This window comes from Actinomycetota bacterium, assembly GCA_035765775.1.
Lineage (GTDB): Bacteria > Actinomycetota > CADDZG01 > JAHWKV01 > JAOPZY01 > DASTWV01.
The window spans coordinates 1-17302 of the sequence record DASTWV010000003.1 but is presented as its reverse complement, the minus strand read 5'-3'; the positions used below and the strand labels follow the sequence as shown (position 1 = coordinate 17302).

The 17302-nt window shown below is 71.0% G+C and carries 12 protein-coding genes; 5 read left to right on the top strand and 7 right to left on the bottom strand.

What is annotated here, in order from left to right; genetic code table 11:
• Window positions 1-145: 145 nt before the first annotated feature.
• A complete protein-coding gene (locus VFW71_00460; GenBank protein ID HEU5001236.1) occupies window positions 146-586 on the bottom strand; it encodes an alkyl sulfatase C-terminal domain-containing protein in 441 nt (146 codons plus the stop codon).
• A 78-nt stretch (window positions 587-664) separates the two neighbouring features.
• Between VFW71_00460 and VFW71_00455 the strand changes: the two genes are divergently transcribed.
• Window positions 665-1276 carry a PadR family transcriptional regulator gene (locus tag VFW71_00455; GenBank protein ID HEU5001235.1) on the top strand — a complete coding sequence of 204 codons (612 nt, stop codon included), beginning with the start codon at window positions 665-667 and terminating at the stop codon, window positions 1274-1276.
• A 246-nt stretch (window positions 1277-1522) separates the two neighbouring features.
• Here the strand turns inward: VFW71_00455 and VFW71_00450 are convergent, their stop codons facing one another.
• Both VFW71_00450 and VFW71_00445 read right to left on the bottom strand, forming a co-directional pair.
• Window positions 1523-5803 (bottom strand): multicopper oxidase domain-containing protein, encoded by a 4281-nt coding sequence (locus VFW71_00450; protein ID HEU5001234.1) that lies wholly within the window; start codon window positions 5801-5803, stop codon window positions 1523-1525.
• Window positions 5804-5880: 77 nt separating this feature from the next.
• The gene (locus tag VFW71_00445) at window positions 5881-7113 is read right to left on the bottom strand and encodes a hypothetical protein (protein ID HEU5001233.1); all 1233 of its coding nucleotides are present in this window, start codon (window positions 7111-7113) and stop codon (window positions 5881-5883) included.
• A 189-nt stretch (window positions 7114-7302) separates the two neighbouring features.
• Between VFW71_00445 and VFW71_00440 the strand changes: the two genes are divergently transcribed.
• Both VFW71_00440 and VFW71_00435 read left to right on the top strand, forming a co-directional pair.
• The gene (locus VFW71_00440; protein ID HEU5001232.1) at window positions 7303-8049 is read left to right on the top strand and encodes a HipA family kinase; all 747 of its coding nucleotides are present in this window, start codon (window positions 7303-7305) and stop codon (window positions 8047-8049) included.
• Complete coding sequence (locus tag VFW71_00435) at window positions 8046-8438, top strand: DUF3037 domain-containing protein (GenBank protein HEU5001231.1); 393 nt, start codon at window positions 8046-8048, stop codon at window positions 8436-8438. The genes VFW71_00440 and VFW71_00435 overlap by 4 nt, the downstream gene beginning before the upstream one ends.
• Before the next feature lie 87 nt (window positions 8439-8525).
• Here the strand turns inward: VFW71_00435 and VFW71_00430 are convergent, their stop codons facing one another.
• Both VFW71_00430 and VFW71_00425 read right to left on the bottom strand, forming a co-directional pair.
• Entirely contained in the window at window positions 8526-9551 is a 1026-nt protein-coding gene (locus tag VFW71_00430) for a class I fructose-bisphosphate aldolase (protein HEU5001230.1), read from the bottom strand.
• 146 nt (window positions 9552-9697) lie between these two features.
• On the bottom strand, window positions 9698-11830 hold the full coding sequence (locus tag VFW71_00425; GenBank protein ID HEU5001229.1) for an MMPL family transporter: 2133 nt from the start codon (window positions 11828-11830) through the stop codon (window positions 9698-9700).
• A gap of 177 nt (window positions 11831-12007) precedes the next feature.
• Here VFW71_00425 and VFW71_00420 point away from each other — a divergent pair, with 177 nt between their 5' ends.
• Window positions 12008-12652 (top strand): TetR family transcriptional regulator, encoded by a 645-nt coding sequence (locus tag VFW71_00420; protein HEU5001228.1) that lies wholly within the window; start codon window positions 12008-12010, stop codon window positions 12650-12652.
• A gap of 1 nt (window position 12653) precedes the next feature.
• Here VFW71_00420 and VFW71_00415 read toward each other — a convergent pair whose 3' ends face one another.
• Together VFW71_00415 and VFW71_00410 are read right to left on the bottom strand one after the other, a co-directional pair.
• A complete protein-coding gene (locus tag VFW71_00415; GenBank protein HEU5001227.1) occupies window positions 12654-13052 on the bottom strand; it encodes a TA system VapC family ribonuclease toxin in 399 nt (132 codons plus the stop codon).
• On the bottom strand, window positions 13049-13276 hold the full coding sequence (locus VFW71_00410) for an antitoxin (GenBank protein HEU5001226.1): 228 nt from the start codon (window positions 13274-13276) through the stop codon (window positions 13049-13051). The genes VFW71_00415 and VFW71_00410 overlap by 4 nt, the downstream gene beginning before the upstream one ends.
• A gap of 71 nt (window positions 13277-13347) precedes the next feature.
• Here VFW71_00410 and metH point away from each other — a divergent pair, with 71 nt between their 5' ends.
• Window positions 13348-17121, top strand: a complete 3774-nt coding sequence (metH, locus tag VFW71_00405) for a methionine synthase (protein HEU5001225.1) — start codon at window positions 13348-13350, stop codon at window positions 17119-17121.
• Window positions 17122-17302 lie beyond the last annotated feature (181 nt).

The window sequence follows — 17302 nt, the reverse complement described above, 5'->3', positions numbered from 1 at the left end:
GCCTACAGCCACTTCCTTCCGTAGTGCGCCCACCCCGGACGCCTTGTTCGGGCGCCAGGTTAGGGGGAAGCGGGGGATTCCTCAAGGGTGCCACCACCACTGTTGCCAGATGGTGGTGGCACGACCGCGCAGGTGCTGCCGCGCGTCAGGCAGAGGCGGTGAGCGAGGGCTTCTCCTTGAAGGGGAACATCTCCGGCACGTTGTAGGCCAGCACCAGGTCGCCTTTCACCTTGAACTTGCCCAGGACGTAGTCCTTTGGCGCCTCGCGCTCCTCGATGATGATGCGCAGGAACTCGACCATGTCGATGATGATCGTGGCAGTGGTGTCGTCGCCGGGCTCGCGCTTCTCGGCGGTCAGCGTGCCATTGCGCACCTCGGTGCGGTAGCTCACCTTCTGGTCGCCGGAGCTGATCTCCCAGCCCAGGATGCAGTCCTTGGCCTTCGCCGGATCCAGCTCCTGGGGCATCAGGGCGAAGACCAGGTCGACGACCGGCTCCATGCCCCCCAGCGTGGTGATGAACGACTCGATCTCCTCGTCCGACTTGCCGCCGATCATTACCGCCAGGAATCGCCGCTCCTCGGTCACGTGCCCCTCCCTTGTCCCCATCCCTTCGGCTGCCAATAGTACAGGATGGACTACGAAACAATAGTCCATCCTGTACCCATGTCAAGTCCGGATCCGCCCGCCAAACCGGGACCGCTGCCCGCCGGGGACTACGTCTTCATGGCGTTCCTGGCCCTCGGCCCCATGTCCGCCTACGACGTGAAGAAGGCGATGGCGGGCACGGTGAGCTTCTTCTGGTCGGCCGCCCACAGCCAGGTCTACCAGCAGGCGAGGCGCCTGGTCCGGGACGGGTTGGTGGCCGAGGAGGCGGGCGACAATGCCCGGCGCCGGCGGCTCCTGACCCTGACGCCCGCCGGCCGGGCAGCGCTCGAGTCCTGGCTCCACTCGCCGGAGGCCTCGGTGCGCTACTACGACGAGGCGCTCGCCAAGGTGTTCTTCGGGGACCAGGTGGGGCCGGCAGCGCTGGTGGCCATGCTGCGGGGGCGGCGCACCCGCCACGCCGATCTCCTCGCCGGCTACCAGCAGATGGAGCCCGCCCTGCGGATGTGGGACCCCGGCGGCTCGCCCCCCTACCCACTGCTGACGCTCCGCCTGGGCATCCGCCTGGAGCAGGGATGGGTCGAGTGGCTCGACGAGACCATCGCCACGCTGGAGGGCTACCTGGACACCGGCGGGGCCCACCGACCGCGCAAAAAACCTGGTAAGGACTGACCGGGGGACCCACAACGCCTGTGAGGCGTGGCACGACGGACAACGGGTGGCCCGATCCCTCTGGGGGCCAGTGCAGTGGAAATGGCGGGGAAGGTGGGGAGGCTGACCGGCGCCATCGGGCCCGGCAAGACCGGCGAGGTCCTTATCTCCGTGCGGGGGGCACCGAACCCGGGCCGCCGCCCACATCATCGCAGGTCGATTCGCCCCCGAAACGCGGGCAAGTGACCGCATAGCGCCCCGGCGCCCCTAGCGAGGCTGGCGCCGGCGCCTCCGGGCAACCAGGACGGCACCCCCACCGGCCACGACGGCCACCGGGAGAGCAGCCCGGCGCACGAGGGTTGGAGCGCCGGCGCACGCGGCCGGGGTTGTCGAGGAGGCCAGGGGCCGGATGGGCAGCGCTCCGGGGCAGCTCACCCGGAAGGTGCCCCACATCCCCGCCTCCCGGTAGGGCGCCCGGGCGTCGCCGTACTCGTAGACCCCCGGCCCGCTCCCCGCGCCGCCAGCGAGGACCAGGGTGACGGCCTCGTCGGCGCCCACCTGCAGCGAGCTCACCAGGGTGGAGCCCGGGACGCCGGCCTCGACCGGCCACCGCTGGCCCTCCACGCTGAAGACCTGGTCCTGCTCGCTGAAGGGAACCAGGACGTGGATGTGGACCGGGTCCCCCGCCAGGGCCATGAGCACCGGCGTGCTAGCCGCCGCGGGGCGCGGCCCGGTGAACGGCGTCGCCTGGTAGTTGATGCCGACCGGGCCGTCCACCCTGGTGGTGTAGGGCATCCGGTGGGTCCCGATGCCGGCGTCCTCGTCCTGCAGGAACAACGAGAAGTCCCGGTACGAGCCGGAGGCGGTGTGGACGTCGACTGCCCACGACGAGGTCGCCGAGGCGTCGGCACCGGTTCCCGGATCCCGGTAGGTCGCTCCCCGGGGGCCCACGATCACCGCACCGTAGAGCCCCGCCCCCAGGTTGTGCAGCGGGTCGCCGAAGTCCTGCAGGAGTGCGGCGGTGGGTCCGACCTCGGGTGGCGCGTACCAGGTGTAGGTGTAGGTCCCGCCCGGCGGGGCGGCCTGCACCGGCTCCGCGCCGGCCGCGACTCCCGCAGAGCGGGCCGGGTCGAAGGCCAGCTGGTCGGGATGCAGCGACACGGGACCCCCCGTGGCGTTGCGCAGGTGCACGGTGATGCAGTCCCCCACATCGGCATGCAGGACCAGCGGCCCGGGTGCCGTGCGGCCCGACGCCACCGACGCCACGCTGGATTCCATGACGAAGACCTTGCCCATCCGGGGGGGCGAGGTGGTGGCCAGCATCGGGAGCGGCACCGCCAGGGCGGCCACCGAGAACGTACGCCCCGGGGCACCGGCCGGGCAGACGCTGGAGGCCGGGACGGGTAGGGATTCGTGACCGGGCAACGGCTGCAGCGACGGGGTGGGCTGGGCCAGCACGCGCAGCAGCCCCCAGGCCCCTTCCCGGAGCTTGTACGAGCGGCCGTCGTAATAGAGGTAGTCACCGGGGAGGCGCTGCGCCCCACCGGCCGCCGGGATGCTCAGGTCGTAGCGCTCAGAGATCCCGACGTGGATGGTGTCCACCGGCGGCGCCCGGCTGTCGAAGGACTCCGCCCGGAAGCTGTGCCCGTCGATATGCCAGGTGTGCACGTCGTTGGTGGCGGCCACCAGGGTGCGGACCACCACCGGATCCCCGAGGTAGGCCCGGATGACCGGGGTCTCCGGGTCGCCGTAGAGCGTGCTGCTGAACAGCTCGGCGGGGTTCCCTGTGCGGTCGTCCAGCGGCTCGACCCGCAGGTTGAGCGAGCTGCCCGAGGACCGCCCTACCGAGGTGATGGCGTTGTCGTCCTGGATGAACATCACCTGCTCCCGGAAGCTCCCGCGCACGTCCGCCGAGGCGGTGCCGGTGGTGTGGATGTCGGCGGCCGGGCCGCTGGGCAGCGCCGCGCCGGTCTGCGGGTCGTGGTAGCTGGAGTCCGGCGGCTCGGCGATCAGGGCACCGAACAAGCCGTGCGCCCACGAGGACAGCGCGTTGACGTGGTCGTGGAAGTAGGCGGTGCCGAACTCGACGTCGGGGTACCAGCGGTAGCGCACGAACTCGGTGCTGGCGATCTCGCCCGCCCCGTGGGGGAAGGCCAGCGGCCGGTCGAAGACCAGCGTCGTCCCCTGGACCGCGGCGATCCTGCGGGCCTCGAAGCTGGCGTCCTGGTCCATGCCCACCCCCACGACCTCCCCGGGCTGGAAGCGGGTGGTGGATCCCAGGACGGCGGTGGTGGCCCCCGCCGGGGTGGGAGCGGCAAGGCGTTCCCCCTCGACGGTGTAGGGGCGCACCCCCTGCTCGTAGTTGAAGCCGGTGTCCACCCCGTCACTGCCCTGCACATCGAACTGAACGAAATGGATGTGGATGTCCGCCTTGGCGAACATGTGGTTGATCGCGTTGTCCTCCAGCTCGCTGCGGAACAGGACGTCGACGCAGTCCTGGCCCGCATTGGCCCGGATGGCCAGGGGCCGGCGCAGGGCATCGCCTCCCTCCGCCCGGACCGCCGCCTCCTGGTCGCGCAGGACGTACAGCTCGCCGGTGGGGTCGGTGAGGTTCTCCTTGCGGTTCAGGGTCAGGGGCACCGTGATGGCGTTGATCGCCAGCTCGTCGGGGCGCGTCCCGGTTGGGCACACGCTGAACGGGCCGCTCCCCCCGGGCGGCGGGGGGTCGGCCCCGTTCGGCGTCGGATCCAGGAAGGGGGCCGGCCCGTGGTTGGGGGCGAAGGGCGGGCGGCTGCCGAAGTGCGGCTGCAGCAGCGGGTAGGCCACGAGGCCGGTCCGGGCGTCGAAGAGGATCGGGGGCCGTGTGCCCGGCGCCATGGGTCGGTAACCGGGCCATGCCCGGGTATCTTCCGCCGGGGCGAGGTACCGGTCCCCCTGGCGGGCCCAGTCCATCACGGCGGCGTCGTAGCCCTTCGGCACGCCCGGGGGCGGGAGCTGCTGTTCCACCCATCCCGCCAGGGTGCTGGCCGTCAGGGGCTGGCCGGCGGGGCCGGCGGTCGCGTGGGCGGCGACGAGCTGATCGGACGCCACCGCGGCCGGTGTGTCCCCGGTGCGCCCGGGCAACTCGGGCAGGGGGGTGAGGTCATCGGTCTGCGAGCCGGGCGCCTGGAGGGTGTTGTAGACCCGCCAGATCCCCCACATGCCGGCGAAGTAGTGGTGGGCGACATGGCAGTGGTACATGAAGTCGCCGGCGGACTGCTGGCAGCCGCCCGCGCCGCACTCGTTCTCGGTGTCGAAGGTCTCCGACGGGCCGATCGCCTGGGCGTCGGTAAGGTCGGAGTCCCCGGGCAGCAGGGGCGGGTGCTTCGTGAGCCCCGGGGGATCGGCGGGGGCCAGGCCCGGCTGGCGATGCCAGCGGATCGACCCGCCGTGGACGTGGTGGACGTGGAGGACCTCGGCCCCGGCATGCACGATGCGCTGGATCACCCGTTCGCCCAGGTACGAGCGCATCAGCGGGGTCGCCGGGTCGCCGAAGACGGCGGAGCTGTACGACGCCGACTCGTCGAACTCGCCGTCGACGAGTTTCTGCAGGCTCATGCGGTTGGCGAACGGCTCGCTGCGGTAGTTCAGGGCGCGGGCGGCGGGGCGGTAGGCCCCCAGCTCCGGGTCGACCAGCGGGATGAAGTTGTCCGAGCGGTCCAGCAGCTGGTAGTTCTCGTCGCCGATCTCGTGGTAGTAGAGGACGAACTCCCGGAATGCACCGGCATCGGGCGGTACGACGACGGCGGCCCACCCGGTGGTGAGCGGGTGGTCGGTGGCCGGGTCGAGCCAGCTGGACCCGGCCGGTTCCACGATCACCGCCCCGAAGAGCCCGTGGTCGGTCTGGGTGCGCTCGAGGGCATGGGAATGGAAGTAGTGGGTGCCCGGCTGCTCGCGGGCACCGACCGCCCACTCGTAGGTGACGGTCCCGCCCGGGCCGGCGGTGGCAGCCGGGTTCGCCGCCGTCGCCGGACCGCCCCCGCGCACCGTCAGCGACGACCCGTGGAGGTGGAGCTCGACCGGCTCACCGCGCGGCAACTGGTTGTGGAGCGTGATGCGCAGGCACTCGCCCTGGCGGACCCGCAGGGTGAGCGGCTGGATGGCGTCGCCCTGGAGCCCGATGGTTACTGCGGAGTCCAGCACCCCACCCGTGACCGTCGAGCCGGCGGTGGCGGTCACCACCAGCGGCCCGCCCGCCGCCCGGGCGCGGGCGTTGGCCGCGTCTTCCGCTCGAACCCGGGGAAGATCCGCGGTCAGAGCGAACATCTCGCCCAGGGGGTCGTGGTCCAGGTAGCGGTTGAGGGTGATGTCCACGCCGATCGCGGCGACGTCATAGCTGCGTACCGGTGCGCCGGCCGGGCAGGCCGGCCCCGGCCGCACGCTCTCACCCTGCGCGGCGCGGAGCAGGAAGCCTTCAGACTCGGCGTGGGCCGGGGTGGTCGGCGGCCCGGCGGCTGCTCTCGCAGGCGCGGGTGGGACCGCCGCCGGGGCGGCCGATCCGGTACCCACCGGCAATCCGAGTGCAAGAAGGCCCACCGCGGCCGCGCAGAGCGCGGGCCGCGGTGGGCGCTTCGTGAGGCGGTGGTTCAGCCGACCTTCACTTCACCCTTCATCTCGGGATGGACCAGGCAGCGGATCGGTACGGTCCCCTTCTGCGTGAACTTCACCGTGACGCTGAAGACGGCCGGCGGGATGGAGCCGATGAGCCCGGTGTTGCGCTCTCCGGTCCCGCTGTACGACCCGAGGTCGGCCGATGCCGCGGTCTGGGTCACGGGCTGCGGGAACAGCGACCACGCCGGCGGCACGGACCAGCCGACCGGCGCCCCGCCGGCGGCGAGATGGACAACCCCGTTGGGGTCCTTCGACATGATGCCTACGGCGCTGTCCGGGGCGTTGAAGGCCAGCGTGTGGAACGCCGCAAACGTGAACGTCACGGTGGCACCCACCGGCACCGACAGCGACTTGGGGCCGAAGTCAGCGATGACGTTGTCCGACTGGGTGTCAAAGCTGCCGACGTTGACCACGGTGTTCGTCGTCGAGGTGACCTGGGCGGCCTGCGCCAGCGGCGTCATCCGGGCCACCACGTCATTGAACTGCTTGGTGCCGTTGGCGGTCACCGCTGCCGGTGCCGGGACCGACTGACTCGGAGGGACCACCGTGATCTTGGCCGTCATGCCGCCGCGGTGGATCAGGCAGATGATGCTGTACGTGCCGGGCTTGATCGACGACGCCAGCTTCACGGGGAACGCGTCGCCGTCCTTGGAGAGGAGCCCGGAGTTGTAGAAGGACTGCGTCCCGTCGAAATCGGGCTGCGCAACCTTGGGGCAGGCGGGTGCACCCCCGGAGAGCGACAGCGGCGGGACGCCGGTGGCCAGGTAGCAGGGCTGGCCCGCCGACTGGTTGGCGTCGGGGGGGCCGCTGCCGGCGGTGTGCGGGAACGCATCGGGCAGGTTGAGGATGGCCGGGTCGTTCTCCACCTGGGACAGGGGCGCCTGCGGCCCCAGGGCCTCGAACCGGGCGACGCCCTTGTCCACCAGTGTGCCCAGCGTGACGGTGTGCGGCACCCCCGAGAACCGGGGCAGGCTGAAGTTGATGGTGTCGCCGGCGTGGACCGACAGGCTGTTGGGGAAGAAGGTCCCGAACTCGCCGTTGAACGCGTCGGTCTTGCCGTCCAGCGTCACGCCGAAGGTTTGTGGACCTTGAGCCTGCGCTGTGGGCGGCGCCCCGGTTGTTGTGGTGCCGGTGGCGTTGTTCTTTTTACTGCTGCATCCTGCCGCCACCACCGATAAGAGCGCGACAAACACAAGAAGCTTCCGCATTCCACCCCCCTTTGAACACGACCCTTGCGGGTCCTCTCTTCCGCGAGATCACAGTACGCCCGCCTGGGGCGGGGATCAAGGGCCGGGGAGTCGGCGGCGCCCGGCTGGCCATCCGATCCTCCCCGGGCGCCCGGGGGTTTCCCCGCGGGCGCGCATCGCACTCGAGGACCCGCGTAGGCTGTGGCCGCCATGCTGCGCCGCCTTGCCGCCACCCGCTACGTCTCCCCCCTCCGGGAGGGCGGGTCGCTCCCCGGCATCGTGGAGGCCGACGACCTCGGCACCTACGTGATGAAGTTCCGGGGCGCCGGCCAGGGCCTGCCCGCGCTGGTGGCCGAGGTGATCGTCGGGGAACTCGGCCGCCACCTGGGCATCCGCATCCCCGACCTCGCCGCCATCGACCTGGCGGCCGACATCGGGCGCTTCGAGGCCGACCAGGAAGTCCAGGACCTGCTGACCGCCAGCGTCGGGCTCAACCTGGGCATCGACTTCCTGCCCGGCTCGTTCGGCTACGACGGCTACCGCCACCGCCTGGAGCGCAGCGAGGCCGCCCGGGTGCTGTGGCTCGACGCCTTCACCGCCAACATCGACCGCACGTGGCGCAACCCCAACCTGCTGCTGTGGGGCCGCCAGGTGTGGTGCATCGACCACGGGGCCGCCCTGTACTTCCACCATGCCTGGGAGCGATCGACGCCGGAACGATTCGCGGCCCAGCCCTACGACACGAAGGAGCACATCCTCGGCTGGGCGGCCACCCACGCCGGCGAGGCCGACGCCCAGCTGGCTCCAATGGCCACCCGGCTGGTCATCGACGCCGCGGTGGGGGCGGTGCCGGACGAGTGGCTGGCGCCCGACCCGGCCGCCGCCCGGGTGCGCTACCGGGAGCACCTCCTGGCCCGGCTCGCGCCGCCCCGGCCCTGGCTGCCGGTGGCGCCATGACCGCCCCGGGCGAACGTCAGGCCTTCGAGTACTTCGCCGTGCGCTGCGTGCCCCGGATCGAGCGGGAGGAGTTCCTGAACCTCGGGGTGGTGCTGTTCTGCCCGGCCCAGGAGTTCCTGGCCCTCGCCACCGACCTCCCGGCCGAACGGCTCGCGGCCCTCGCCCCCGGGCTGGATCTGGCCCAGGTGCAGGCGGCTCTGGACACCCTGGACGCCGTATGCCGGGGGGACCGCACCGCAGGCCCGGTCTCGGTGCAGCCATCCCGGGAGCGTTTCGGCTGGCTGGCCGCACCCCGCAGCACCGTGGTGCAGCCCGGCCCGGTCCACGCCGGGATGACCGCCGACCCGGGGGCCGAGCTGCGCCACCTCCTCACCGTGCTCGTGGGCTGAGCCGCCCGCACGCCCCTCCGGGATCCGGCGGTGGGCGCGAAGCGGGCCCCCGAAGGGGCCCGCTCAGGGCAACGAACCGCAGACGAACTAGGCGGCGGTCTCCATCGCCGACGTGTAGCTCCCGGTCCGGGCGGCGCTGTTGCACGCCACCCGGTGGCAGAGGGCGGCCTGCGCCGCGGCCACCTTCGCCGGGTCGCCCGCCCAGCCGGCAAGCGCCGGGTCCTGCAGCGCCCGCCCGTAGGAGAACGACAGGGCCCAGGGCAGCGGGCCGAGCTTGGCCATGGCGTTGAGGTGCTCGGTGGCCACTTCGGCGCTCTGCCCGCCCGACAGGAAGGCCACGCCGGGAACGGCGGCCGGGCAGGTGCGCAGCAGGCAGCGGATGGTGGCCTCGGCCACCTCCTGGATGCCCGCCTGGCGGGAGGCCTTCTTGCCGGCGATGACCATCGAGGGCTTCAGCACCATCTGCTCGAGGGACACGTCCTGGGCGGCCAGCTCGGCGAACACCGCCCGCAGCGTCTTGGTGGTGACCGCGTCGGAGACCTCGATCGAGTGGTCGCCGTCCATCAGGACCTCGGGCTCGACGATGGGCACCAGGCCCCCCTCCTGGCACAGCGCGGCGTAGCGGGCCAGGGCGTGGGCATTGGTGTGGATGCAGGCGTCGGTCGGCAGGCCGGTGGCGGTGTTGATCGAGATGACTGCCCGCCACTTGGCGAACTTGGCGCCCAGCGAGACGTACTCGGCGACGCGCTCGCGCAGGCCGTCGAGGCCCTCGGTGATGGTCTCGCCCGGGTGGCCGGCCAGAGGCTTGGCGCCGGTGTCCACCTTGATGCCGGGCAGTACGCCCTGCTCCTCCAGCACCTGGGCGAACGGGGTGCCGTCGGTCAGGCCCTGGCGCAGGGTCTCGTCGTACAGGATGACGCCGCTGACCCCGTCACTCAGGCCCGGGGCGGTGAGCAGCAGCTCCCGGTACTGGCGGCGGGTCTCGAAGGTGGATTCGATGCCCAGGGCGGTGAAGCGCTTGGAGATGGTGGCGACCGACTCGTCGGCGGCCAGGATGCCCTTGCCCGGGGCCACCATGGCCTGGGCGGTTGCGGCGAGGTCGTGCGTGCTCATGGCGAAATCTCCCTCTCTTCGGCGTCCCCGGGGTTCGGTCCGTCAGGCCGGAGCCTCGGCAGGGAGGGGACGCTCGGCCCCGCCGCTCCGCGACCGCAAAGCTTACCGAACCCGCCCGGGGTCCACGGAGTCCAGCGCGGCCCGCTCTAGCCGACGGCGGCCGGTTCCAGGGTCTCGGGCTCCTCGCCTTCGCCGACGTTCACCTTGGGCAGCAGCCGGTTCAGCCACCGGGGCAGCCACCAGTTGGCGTTGCCCAGCAGCTCCATGGTGGAGGGCACCAGGACCATCCGCACCAGGGTGGCGTCCACCAGCACGGCGGTGGCCAGCCCGAGGCCGAACAGCTTCAGGACCCGCAGCGGGTCGCCGATGACGAAGGACCCGAAGACGCACACCATGATGGCCGCCGCCGCGGTGATCACCCGGGCGGTGGCCGCCAGGCCGTCCGCCACCGCGGTGGCGTTGTGCCCGGTGCGCAGCCACTCCTCCCGGATGCGGGACAGCAGGAAGACCTCGTAGTCCATGCTGAGCCCGAACAGGATGGTGAACAGGAACAGCGGCACCCACGGGTCGACGGGTCCCACCTTGCCGATGCCCACCACCGATCCCAGCCACCCCCACTGGAAGATGGCCACGATGACGCCGTAGGCCGCCCCAATCGAGATCAGGTTCATGATCGCCGCCTTGATGGGCACGACGAGCGAGCGGAACACCGACATCAGCAGCAGGAAGGACAGCCCGACCACCAGGGCGATGACCAGCGGCAGGCGGTGGGTCTGCTGGGAGGCGAAGTCGATGCCCCCGGCCGTGAATCCACCCACCAACACCGACAAGCCGGTGCCCTGCACCGCCTGCGGGACGATGGTGGAGCGCAGGTTCTTCACGAGGTCGGTGGTGGCGGCGTCCTCGGGAGCCGATTTCGGGATGGCGATGACCACCGCTGCCGTGCCGTCCTGGTTGAGCTTGGGCGGGACGACCGCGGCGACGTCGGGCGTGGCGCGCAGCGTGGTGGTCAGGCCGTCCAGGGCCGCGCCCCCGCTGCCACTGGGCAGGCTGACCGCCAGCACGAGGGGGCCGTTGCTGCCCGGGCCGAAGCCCTTGGCCAGCAGATCGTAGGCCTGCCGGGTGGTGAGGCTGGTCGGGGCGTTGCCGTCGTCGGTGAAGGCGAGGCGCATAGAGAACAAGGGGATGGCGAGCGTAACCAGGACCGCCAGCGAGGCGATGCCGGCCAGCCAGGGGTGGCGCTGGATGAAGTGGCTCCAGCGGTGGGCGGCGGTCTGCCGCCCGGCAACCTTGGCCGCCGTCGCCCGCTTCGAGACGGCATGCTTGGCCAGCCGCTTGTGGAAGAAGCCCATGAGTGCGGGCAGGAGCGTCAGGCTGCCCACCAGCACGAAGACCACGGCGGCGATGGCCCCGATGGCGAGGCCGACCACGAAGGGCTGGCCCATAAGGAACAGGCCGATCAGCGAGATGATCACGGTGCAGCCGGCGAACAGCACGGCCCGTCCCGACGTGGCGAGGGCCACCTCGACCGCCTCCAGCGGCTCCAGCCCCTCAGCGAGGCCGTTGCGAAACCGGGTGGCGACGAACAGGGCGTAGTCGATCCCCACGCCCAACCCGATCATGGCGGCCAGCTCCGGAGCGAAGGTGGGGACCGAGAGCTTGTGGCTGATGATGTCGAGGACGCCGTAGCTCATCCCGACGCCGAAGAGGGCGACGATGATGGGCAACCCCATGGCCACGAAGGACCCGAACGCCAACCACAGGATGAGGATGGCGGCAAAGATGCCGATGCCCTCGCTCTTGCCCGGCACCGCGAAGTCGACCTGGTCGACGGGAGGGCCGCCCAACTGGATGTCGAAGCCGGGCGCCCGGGCGGCCTCCGCCTTGTTGACCACATCCTTGATCGATTGCAGCGGCAGGTCGGAGCTCAGCTTGTCGAACTGGACGGTGGCGTAAGCGATCGTCGGGTCGGTGCGGCTGGCCTGTGACGCCCCCTGGGGGGTCAGCGGGCTGACCACCCCGCTTACATGCGGCATGGCGGCCAGCGTGGCCACCAGCGACGTGATCTTCGCCTCGTTGTCCGGGGTCATGATCGGCTGGGTGGTGTGGAACACCACCTGGGCGCTGTCGCCGGCGGCCTGGGGGAAGTGGGCCTTCAGGAAGTTCTGCGCCCGGATAGCCTCGCTGTTGCCCCCGCCGAACTTGTTGGAGAAGGCGGCCCCCAGGATCGACCCCGCTCCGGTCAGGCCGACCAGTGCGATCACCCACAACAGCAGCACCAGTTTGCGCCGGGTATACGAAAAGTGAGCGAGTCTGCCGAGGCGGGATTGGGTTGGATCTGACATAGCCATGGGCCCCCCCTTATGATTTCATCGTCGATGAGTTGTACCATATTTTTCACCGCTGGTGAATTGCCCGTGCCAAAATTTCTTCCCACTCTGGAGGGGAGGTTCCGAGTGCCACCCCCCGGCCGCCGTCCCGGTAAGTCCGAAACCCGAGCCGCAATCCTGGAGGCCGCCCGGGCGACGTTCCTCGAGGAGGGCTACGAGCCCGCCAGCCTGCGGAGCATCGCCCGCCGGGCCGCCGTCGACCCGGCCCTGGTCCACCACTACTTCGGGGGCAAGGCGGAGCTCTTCGCCGAGGTGATGAAGTTCGGCAACGACCCCCGCCAGATCGCCGTCGAGATGTCCAAGGAGGACCGCACCGGTGCGGACCTCGTGCGCCACTTCCTGGGGCTGTGGGAGCAGGGCCGGCCCTGGGAGCCCGGGCTGCCCCCCTTCATGATCGCCTGCCAGGCGTTCTCCTCCTCGCCGATCGCCGCCGCCGGGCTGCGCCAGTACCTCCAGGAGGAGGTGTGGGCCAAGACCGGGTGCGATGCGGGCCTCGGGGATCTGGATGCCCGCCACGCCCTGGTGGCCTCGCAATTGGTGGGACTGGGCTGGGTGCGCTATGTCCTGCAGCTGGAGCCGATCGCCTCGGCCCCCGTGGAGCAGGTGGCCGCCTGGGTGGGGCCGAGCATCGACCGCTACCGGTTGGGCGAGCTGGCATCCCCGGCGGTGGAGGGCGGGGAGCGCCCGGCGGCGGCGGCCGCCCCCGGCTGATTCAGGGGGTCCCGGGCACCAGCACGGCCACGTCCGCATGCAGGCCGGCGAGCGCCCGGTCGAACGTCGCCAGCCTCCCCCCGCGGTGCCGGGCGAGGGCCGCCAGGTAGGCGTCCGTCACTTGCCGGTGGCCGAGGACGCCGGTGAGCGGCACCTCGTTGTACGCAATGTCGTCGGCCCAGAACTCATGCCGGGCCGGCGCGATCAGCCCCGCAAGGAGCTGCGCGGCGACCGGCCCCGAGCGGCCGACCCGGATAGCCATGCGCACAAGTGCGCCTTGCGTAACGGGGCACGTCGCATAGTCGCCCTGGGCCGCGAGCCACACTTCGGCGGCGTCGTGCTGTACGTGGCCCCGCAACGCCAGAGCAATGAGCACGTTCGAGTCCAGCAGCGCCCTCACCACTCGTCTTCCATCGCCCGCACGTCTTCGCTCGTGATGACGGTGCCGGTCTCGAGTACCGGCAAGCCGGTCACCGAGCTGATGGTGATCCTCGGCAGCGCCGGCGGGCTGACCGCCTTGCGCATGATCTCCGCCACCGCCTGGCTGAGGGTGATCCCCCGGTCCCGGGCGAAGGCAGCCGCGACAGCGTGCAGGTCATCAGGCAGATCAATCGTGGTTCGCATCCTCACACCATAATGCGGTCTGCATCATGATGCAGGCCCTAGACGAAACATCCCCCAGGTATCCTCGACCCATGCCCACCCTTGCCGAAACCGAAGCCCAGCTGTCGGCGCTGATGCGCGAGCGCATCCTCGTCATGGACGGCGCCATGGGCACGATGGTGCAGACCTACGGGCTGTCGGAGAAGGACTGCCGGGGCGAGCGCTTCGAGGACTGGCCGATCGACGTCAAGGGCAACAATGACCTCCTGGTGCTCACCCAACCGCAGGTGATCCGGGCCATCCACGAGGCCTACCTCGACGCCGGCGCCGACATCATCGAGACCGACACCTTCAACGCCAACGCCCTCTCGCAGGCCGACTACGGCACCCAGGAGCTGTGCTACGAGATCAACCTCGAGGCCGCCCGGCTCGCACGGCAGGCCGCCGACGCCGCCACGGCGAAGGACCCGTCCAAGCCCCGGTTCGTGGCCGGCGCCCTCGGTCCCACCAACAAGACCGGGTCGATCTCGCCCGACGTCAACGACCCGGGCGTGCGCAACGTCAGCTACCAGGAGCTGGTGGACGCCTACCGGGTCCAGGCCAACGGGCTGGTGGACGGGGGGGCCGACCTCCTCATCGTCGAGACGATCTTCGACACCCTGAACGCCAAGGCGGCGATCTTCGCCCTGGAGGCCCTGTTCGAGGAGCGCGGGCAGCGGTGGCCGGTGATGATCTCGGGCACCATCACCGACGCCTCCGGGCGCACCCTGTCCGGCCAGGTGACCGAGGCTTTCTGGATCTCGGTACGCCATGCCCGCCCGCTGGCGGTGGGCTTGAACTGCGCGCTCGGGGGCCGGGAGATGCGGCCCTACATCGCCGAGATGGCCCGCCTGGCCGAGTGCTTTGTGCTCTGCTACCCCAACGCCGGTCTGCCCAATGCCTTCGGGGGCTACGACGAAGAGCCCGCCGACACCTCCGCCGTCCTGCGCGAGTTCGGCGAGGCCGGGTTCGTCAACCTGGTCGGGGGGTGCTGCGGCACCACCCCGGATCACATCGCCGCGGTGGCGGCCGCGGTCAGCGGCCTGGCCCCCCGGCCGTTCCCCGAACCGGCGGAGCCCGTGACCCGCCTGGCGGGCCTGGAGCCGCTCACCATCGCCCCCGGGCACCTGTTCGTGAATGTCGGCGAGCGCACCAACATCACCGGGTCGGCCCGCTTCCGGGACCTCATCAAGGTGGGCGACTTCGCCACCGCGGTGAGCGTGGCCCGCCAGCAGGTCGAGGCCGGCGCCCAGGTGATCGATGTCAACATGGACGAGGGGATGATCGACGGCGTGGCGGCCATGGACCGCTTCTGCAAGCTGATCGCCACCGAGCCCGACATCGCCCGGGTCCCGGTGATGGTGGACTCCTCGAAGTGGGAGGTGATCGAGGCCGGGCTGCGCTGCATCCAAGGCAAGCCCATCGTGAACTCGATCTCGCTCAAGGAGGGGGAGGAGAAATTCGTCAGCCAGGCGCGGCTCGTGCGCCGGTACGGGGCGGCGGCGGTGGTGATGGCGTTCGACGAGCAGGGCCAGGCGGACACCCTGGAGCGCAAGTCCGCCATCTGTGCCCGGGCCTACCGGATCCTGACCGAGGAGGTGGGCTTCCCGCCCGAGGACATCATCTTCGACCCCAACATCTTCGCCACCGCCACCGGCATCGAGGCCCACCACCGCTATGGGCTGGACTACATCGAGGCCACCGCCTGGGTGAAGGCGCACCTGCCCCACGCCCTGGTGTCCGGCGGGGTCTCCAACGTGTCGTTCTCGTTCCGGGGCAACAACGCGGTGCGGGAAGCCATCCACTCGGTGTTCCTCTACCACGCCATCGCCGCGGGCATGGACATGGGCATCGTCAACGCCGGCGCCCTGGCGGTCTACGACCAGCTCGACCCCGATCTGCGGGAGCGCGTCGAGGACGTCATCCTCGCCCGCCGGGCCGACGCCACCGAGCGCCTGGTTGAGATCGCGGAGCGCTTCCGGGGGACGGGTGCCACCCAGGAGGTGGCGAACGAGGAGTGGCGGTCGCTGCCGCTGCGCGAGCGGATCACCCACGCCCTCGTGAAGGGGATCGACGCCCACGTCGAGGACGACACCGAGGCGCTGCGGGCGGAGATCGCCGCCGCCGGTGGGCGGCCGATCGAGGTGATCGAGGGCCCGCTGATGGACGGGATGAACGTGGTCGGCGACCTCTTCGGTTCCGGCAAGATGTTCCTGCCCCAGGTGGTGAAGTCGGCCCGGGTGATGAAGAAGGCGGTGGCGTACCTCATCCCGTTCATCGAGGCGGACAAGCAGCCGGGCGAGGCGGCGCAGGTGAAGGGCAAGATCGTCATGGCCACCGTCAAGGGCGACGTGCACGACATCGGCAAGAACATCGTGGGCGTGGTGCTGCAGTGCAACAACTATGAGGTGGTCGACCTCGGCGTCATGGTGCCCGGCCAGAAGATCCTGGACACCGCCCGGGCGGAGGGGGCCGACCTCATCGGCGTATCCGGGCTCATCACGCCGTCGCTGGACGAGATGGTCTCCCTCGCCCGCGAGATGCAGCGCCAGGGGTTCACCACCCCGCTGCTGGTGGGGGGCGCAACCACGTCACGGGCGCACACCGCGGTCAAGGTGGCCCCGCAGTACGACGGCCCGGTGGTGTGGGTGAAGGACGCCTCCCGGTCGGTGCCGGTGGCCTCGGCGCTGCTGTCCGACGAGCAGCGCCCCCGGTTGCTGGCCGACGTCGCCACCGAGTACGAGGCCATCCGCCAGCGCCATGCGACCCGGGACCGCCGGGAGCGCTACGTCTCGCTGGCGCAAGCCCGGGCCAACCGCACGCCGATCGCGTGGGCGGGCTACACCCCGTTCCGGCCGCACCTCGTCGTCCAGCAGGCCCGGGACCTGAGCACCGAGGCGCCGGCCAACGGCTGCGTGCACCACGTCAAGCGGCTGGCGTCCTACCCGCTGGCCGAGCTGGCGGAGTTCATTGACTGGCAACCCTTCTTCGGGGCCTGGGAGCTGAAGGGGCACTTCCCCCAGCTCCTGAACTCGCCCACCAAGGGCGAGGCCGCCCGCAAGCTGTGGGACGACGCCCAGACGATGTTGGCTCAGATGATCGAAGGGGGCTGGGTGACCGCCAACGGCGTGATCGGGCTGTTCCCGGCGGCGGGTTCCGGGGACGACACCGTGGTGTACGCCGACGAGGGGCGCACCGGCGAGCTTGCCCGCCTGCACCACCTCCGCCAGCAGGCCGAGCACACCGACGACATCCCGAACCGCTCGCTGGCCGACTTCGTCGCCCCGGAGGCCACCGGCCTGCACGACTACGTCGGTGCCTTCGCGGTCACCGCCGGGCTGGGCGCCGCCGAGCGGGTGGCCGCCTTCCGGAAGGCCAACGACGACTACAGCGCCATCCTGTTGGAGTCGCTCGCCGACCGGCTGGCCGAGGCGTTCGCCGAGCGCCTGCACCAGCGGGTGCGCAAGGAGTTCTGGGGCTACGCCGCCGATGAGGGCCTGACCAACGACGAGCTGATCAAGGAGCGCTACCGGGGGATCCGCCCTGCCCCGGGCTACCCGGCGTGCCCGGACCACACCGAGAAAGCCACGCTGTGGGCGCTGCTCGACGTCGAGGCCAACACCGGTATCGAGCTGACCGACAGCTACGCCATGTGGCCGGGGGCGGCGGTGTCGGGCTGGTACTTCTCCCACCCCGAGTCGCGCTACTTCACCCTCGGCCGGGTCGCCCACGACCAGGTGGAGGACTACGCCGGCCGCAAGGGCTGGACGCTGCGGGAGGCCGAGCGCTGGCTGGCGCCCAACCTGGGCTACGAACCGGAGGATTGACGGGCCGCAGCGCCGGGGTGGGGCCGGGCTGTGCGGTTTTGGGGGACATTTGAGGATATGAGGGTCGGGCCTCGACCCCCTGCTCAGGGAGCTTCGTAGGCTCCACGGTTGTACGCAGCTCGAGCTCGGGGGAGGAGGCCCAGATGAAGGTTTACACCGGCATCGATGTCCACCGCTACCG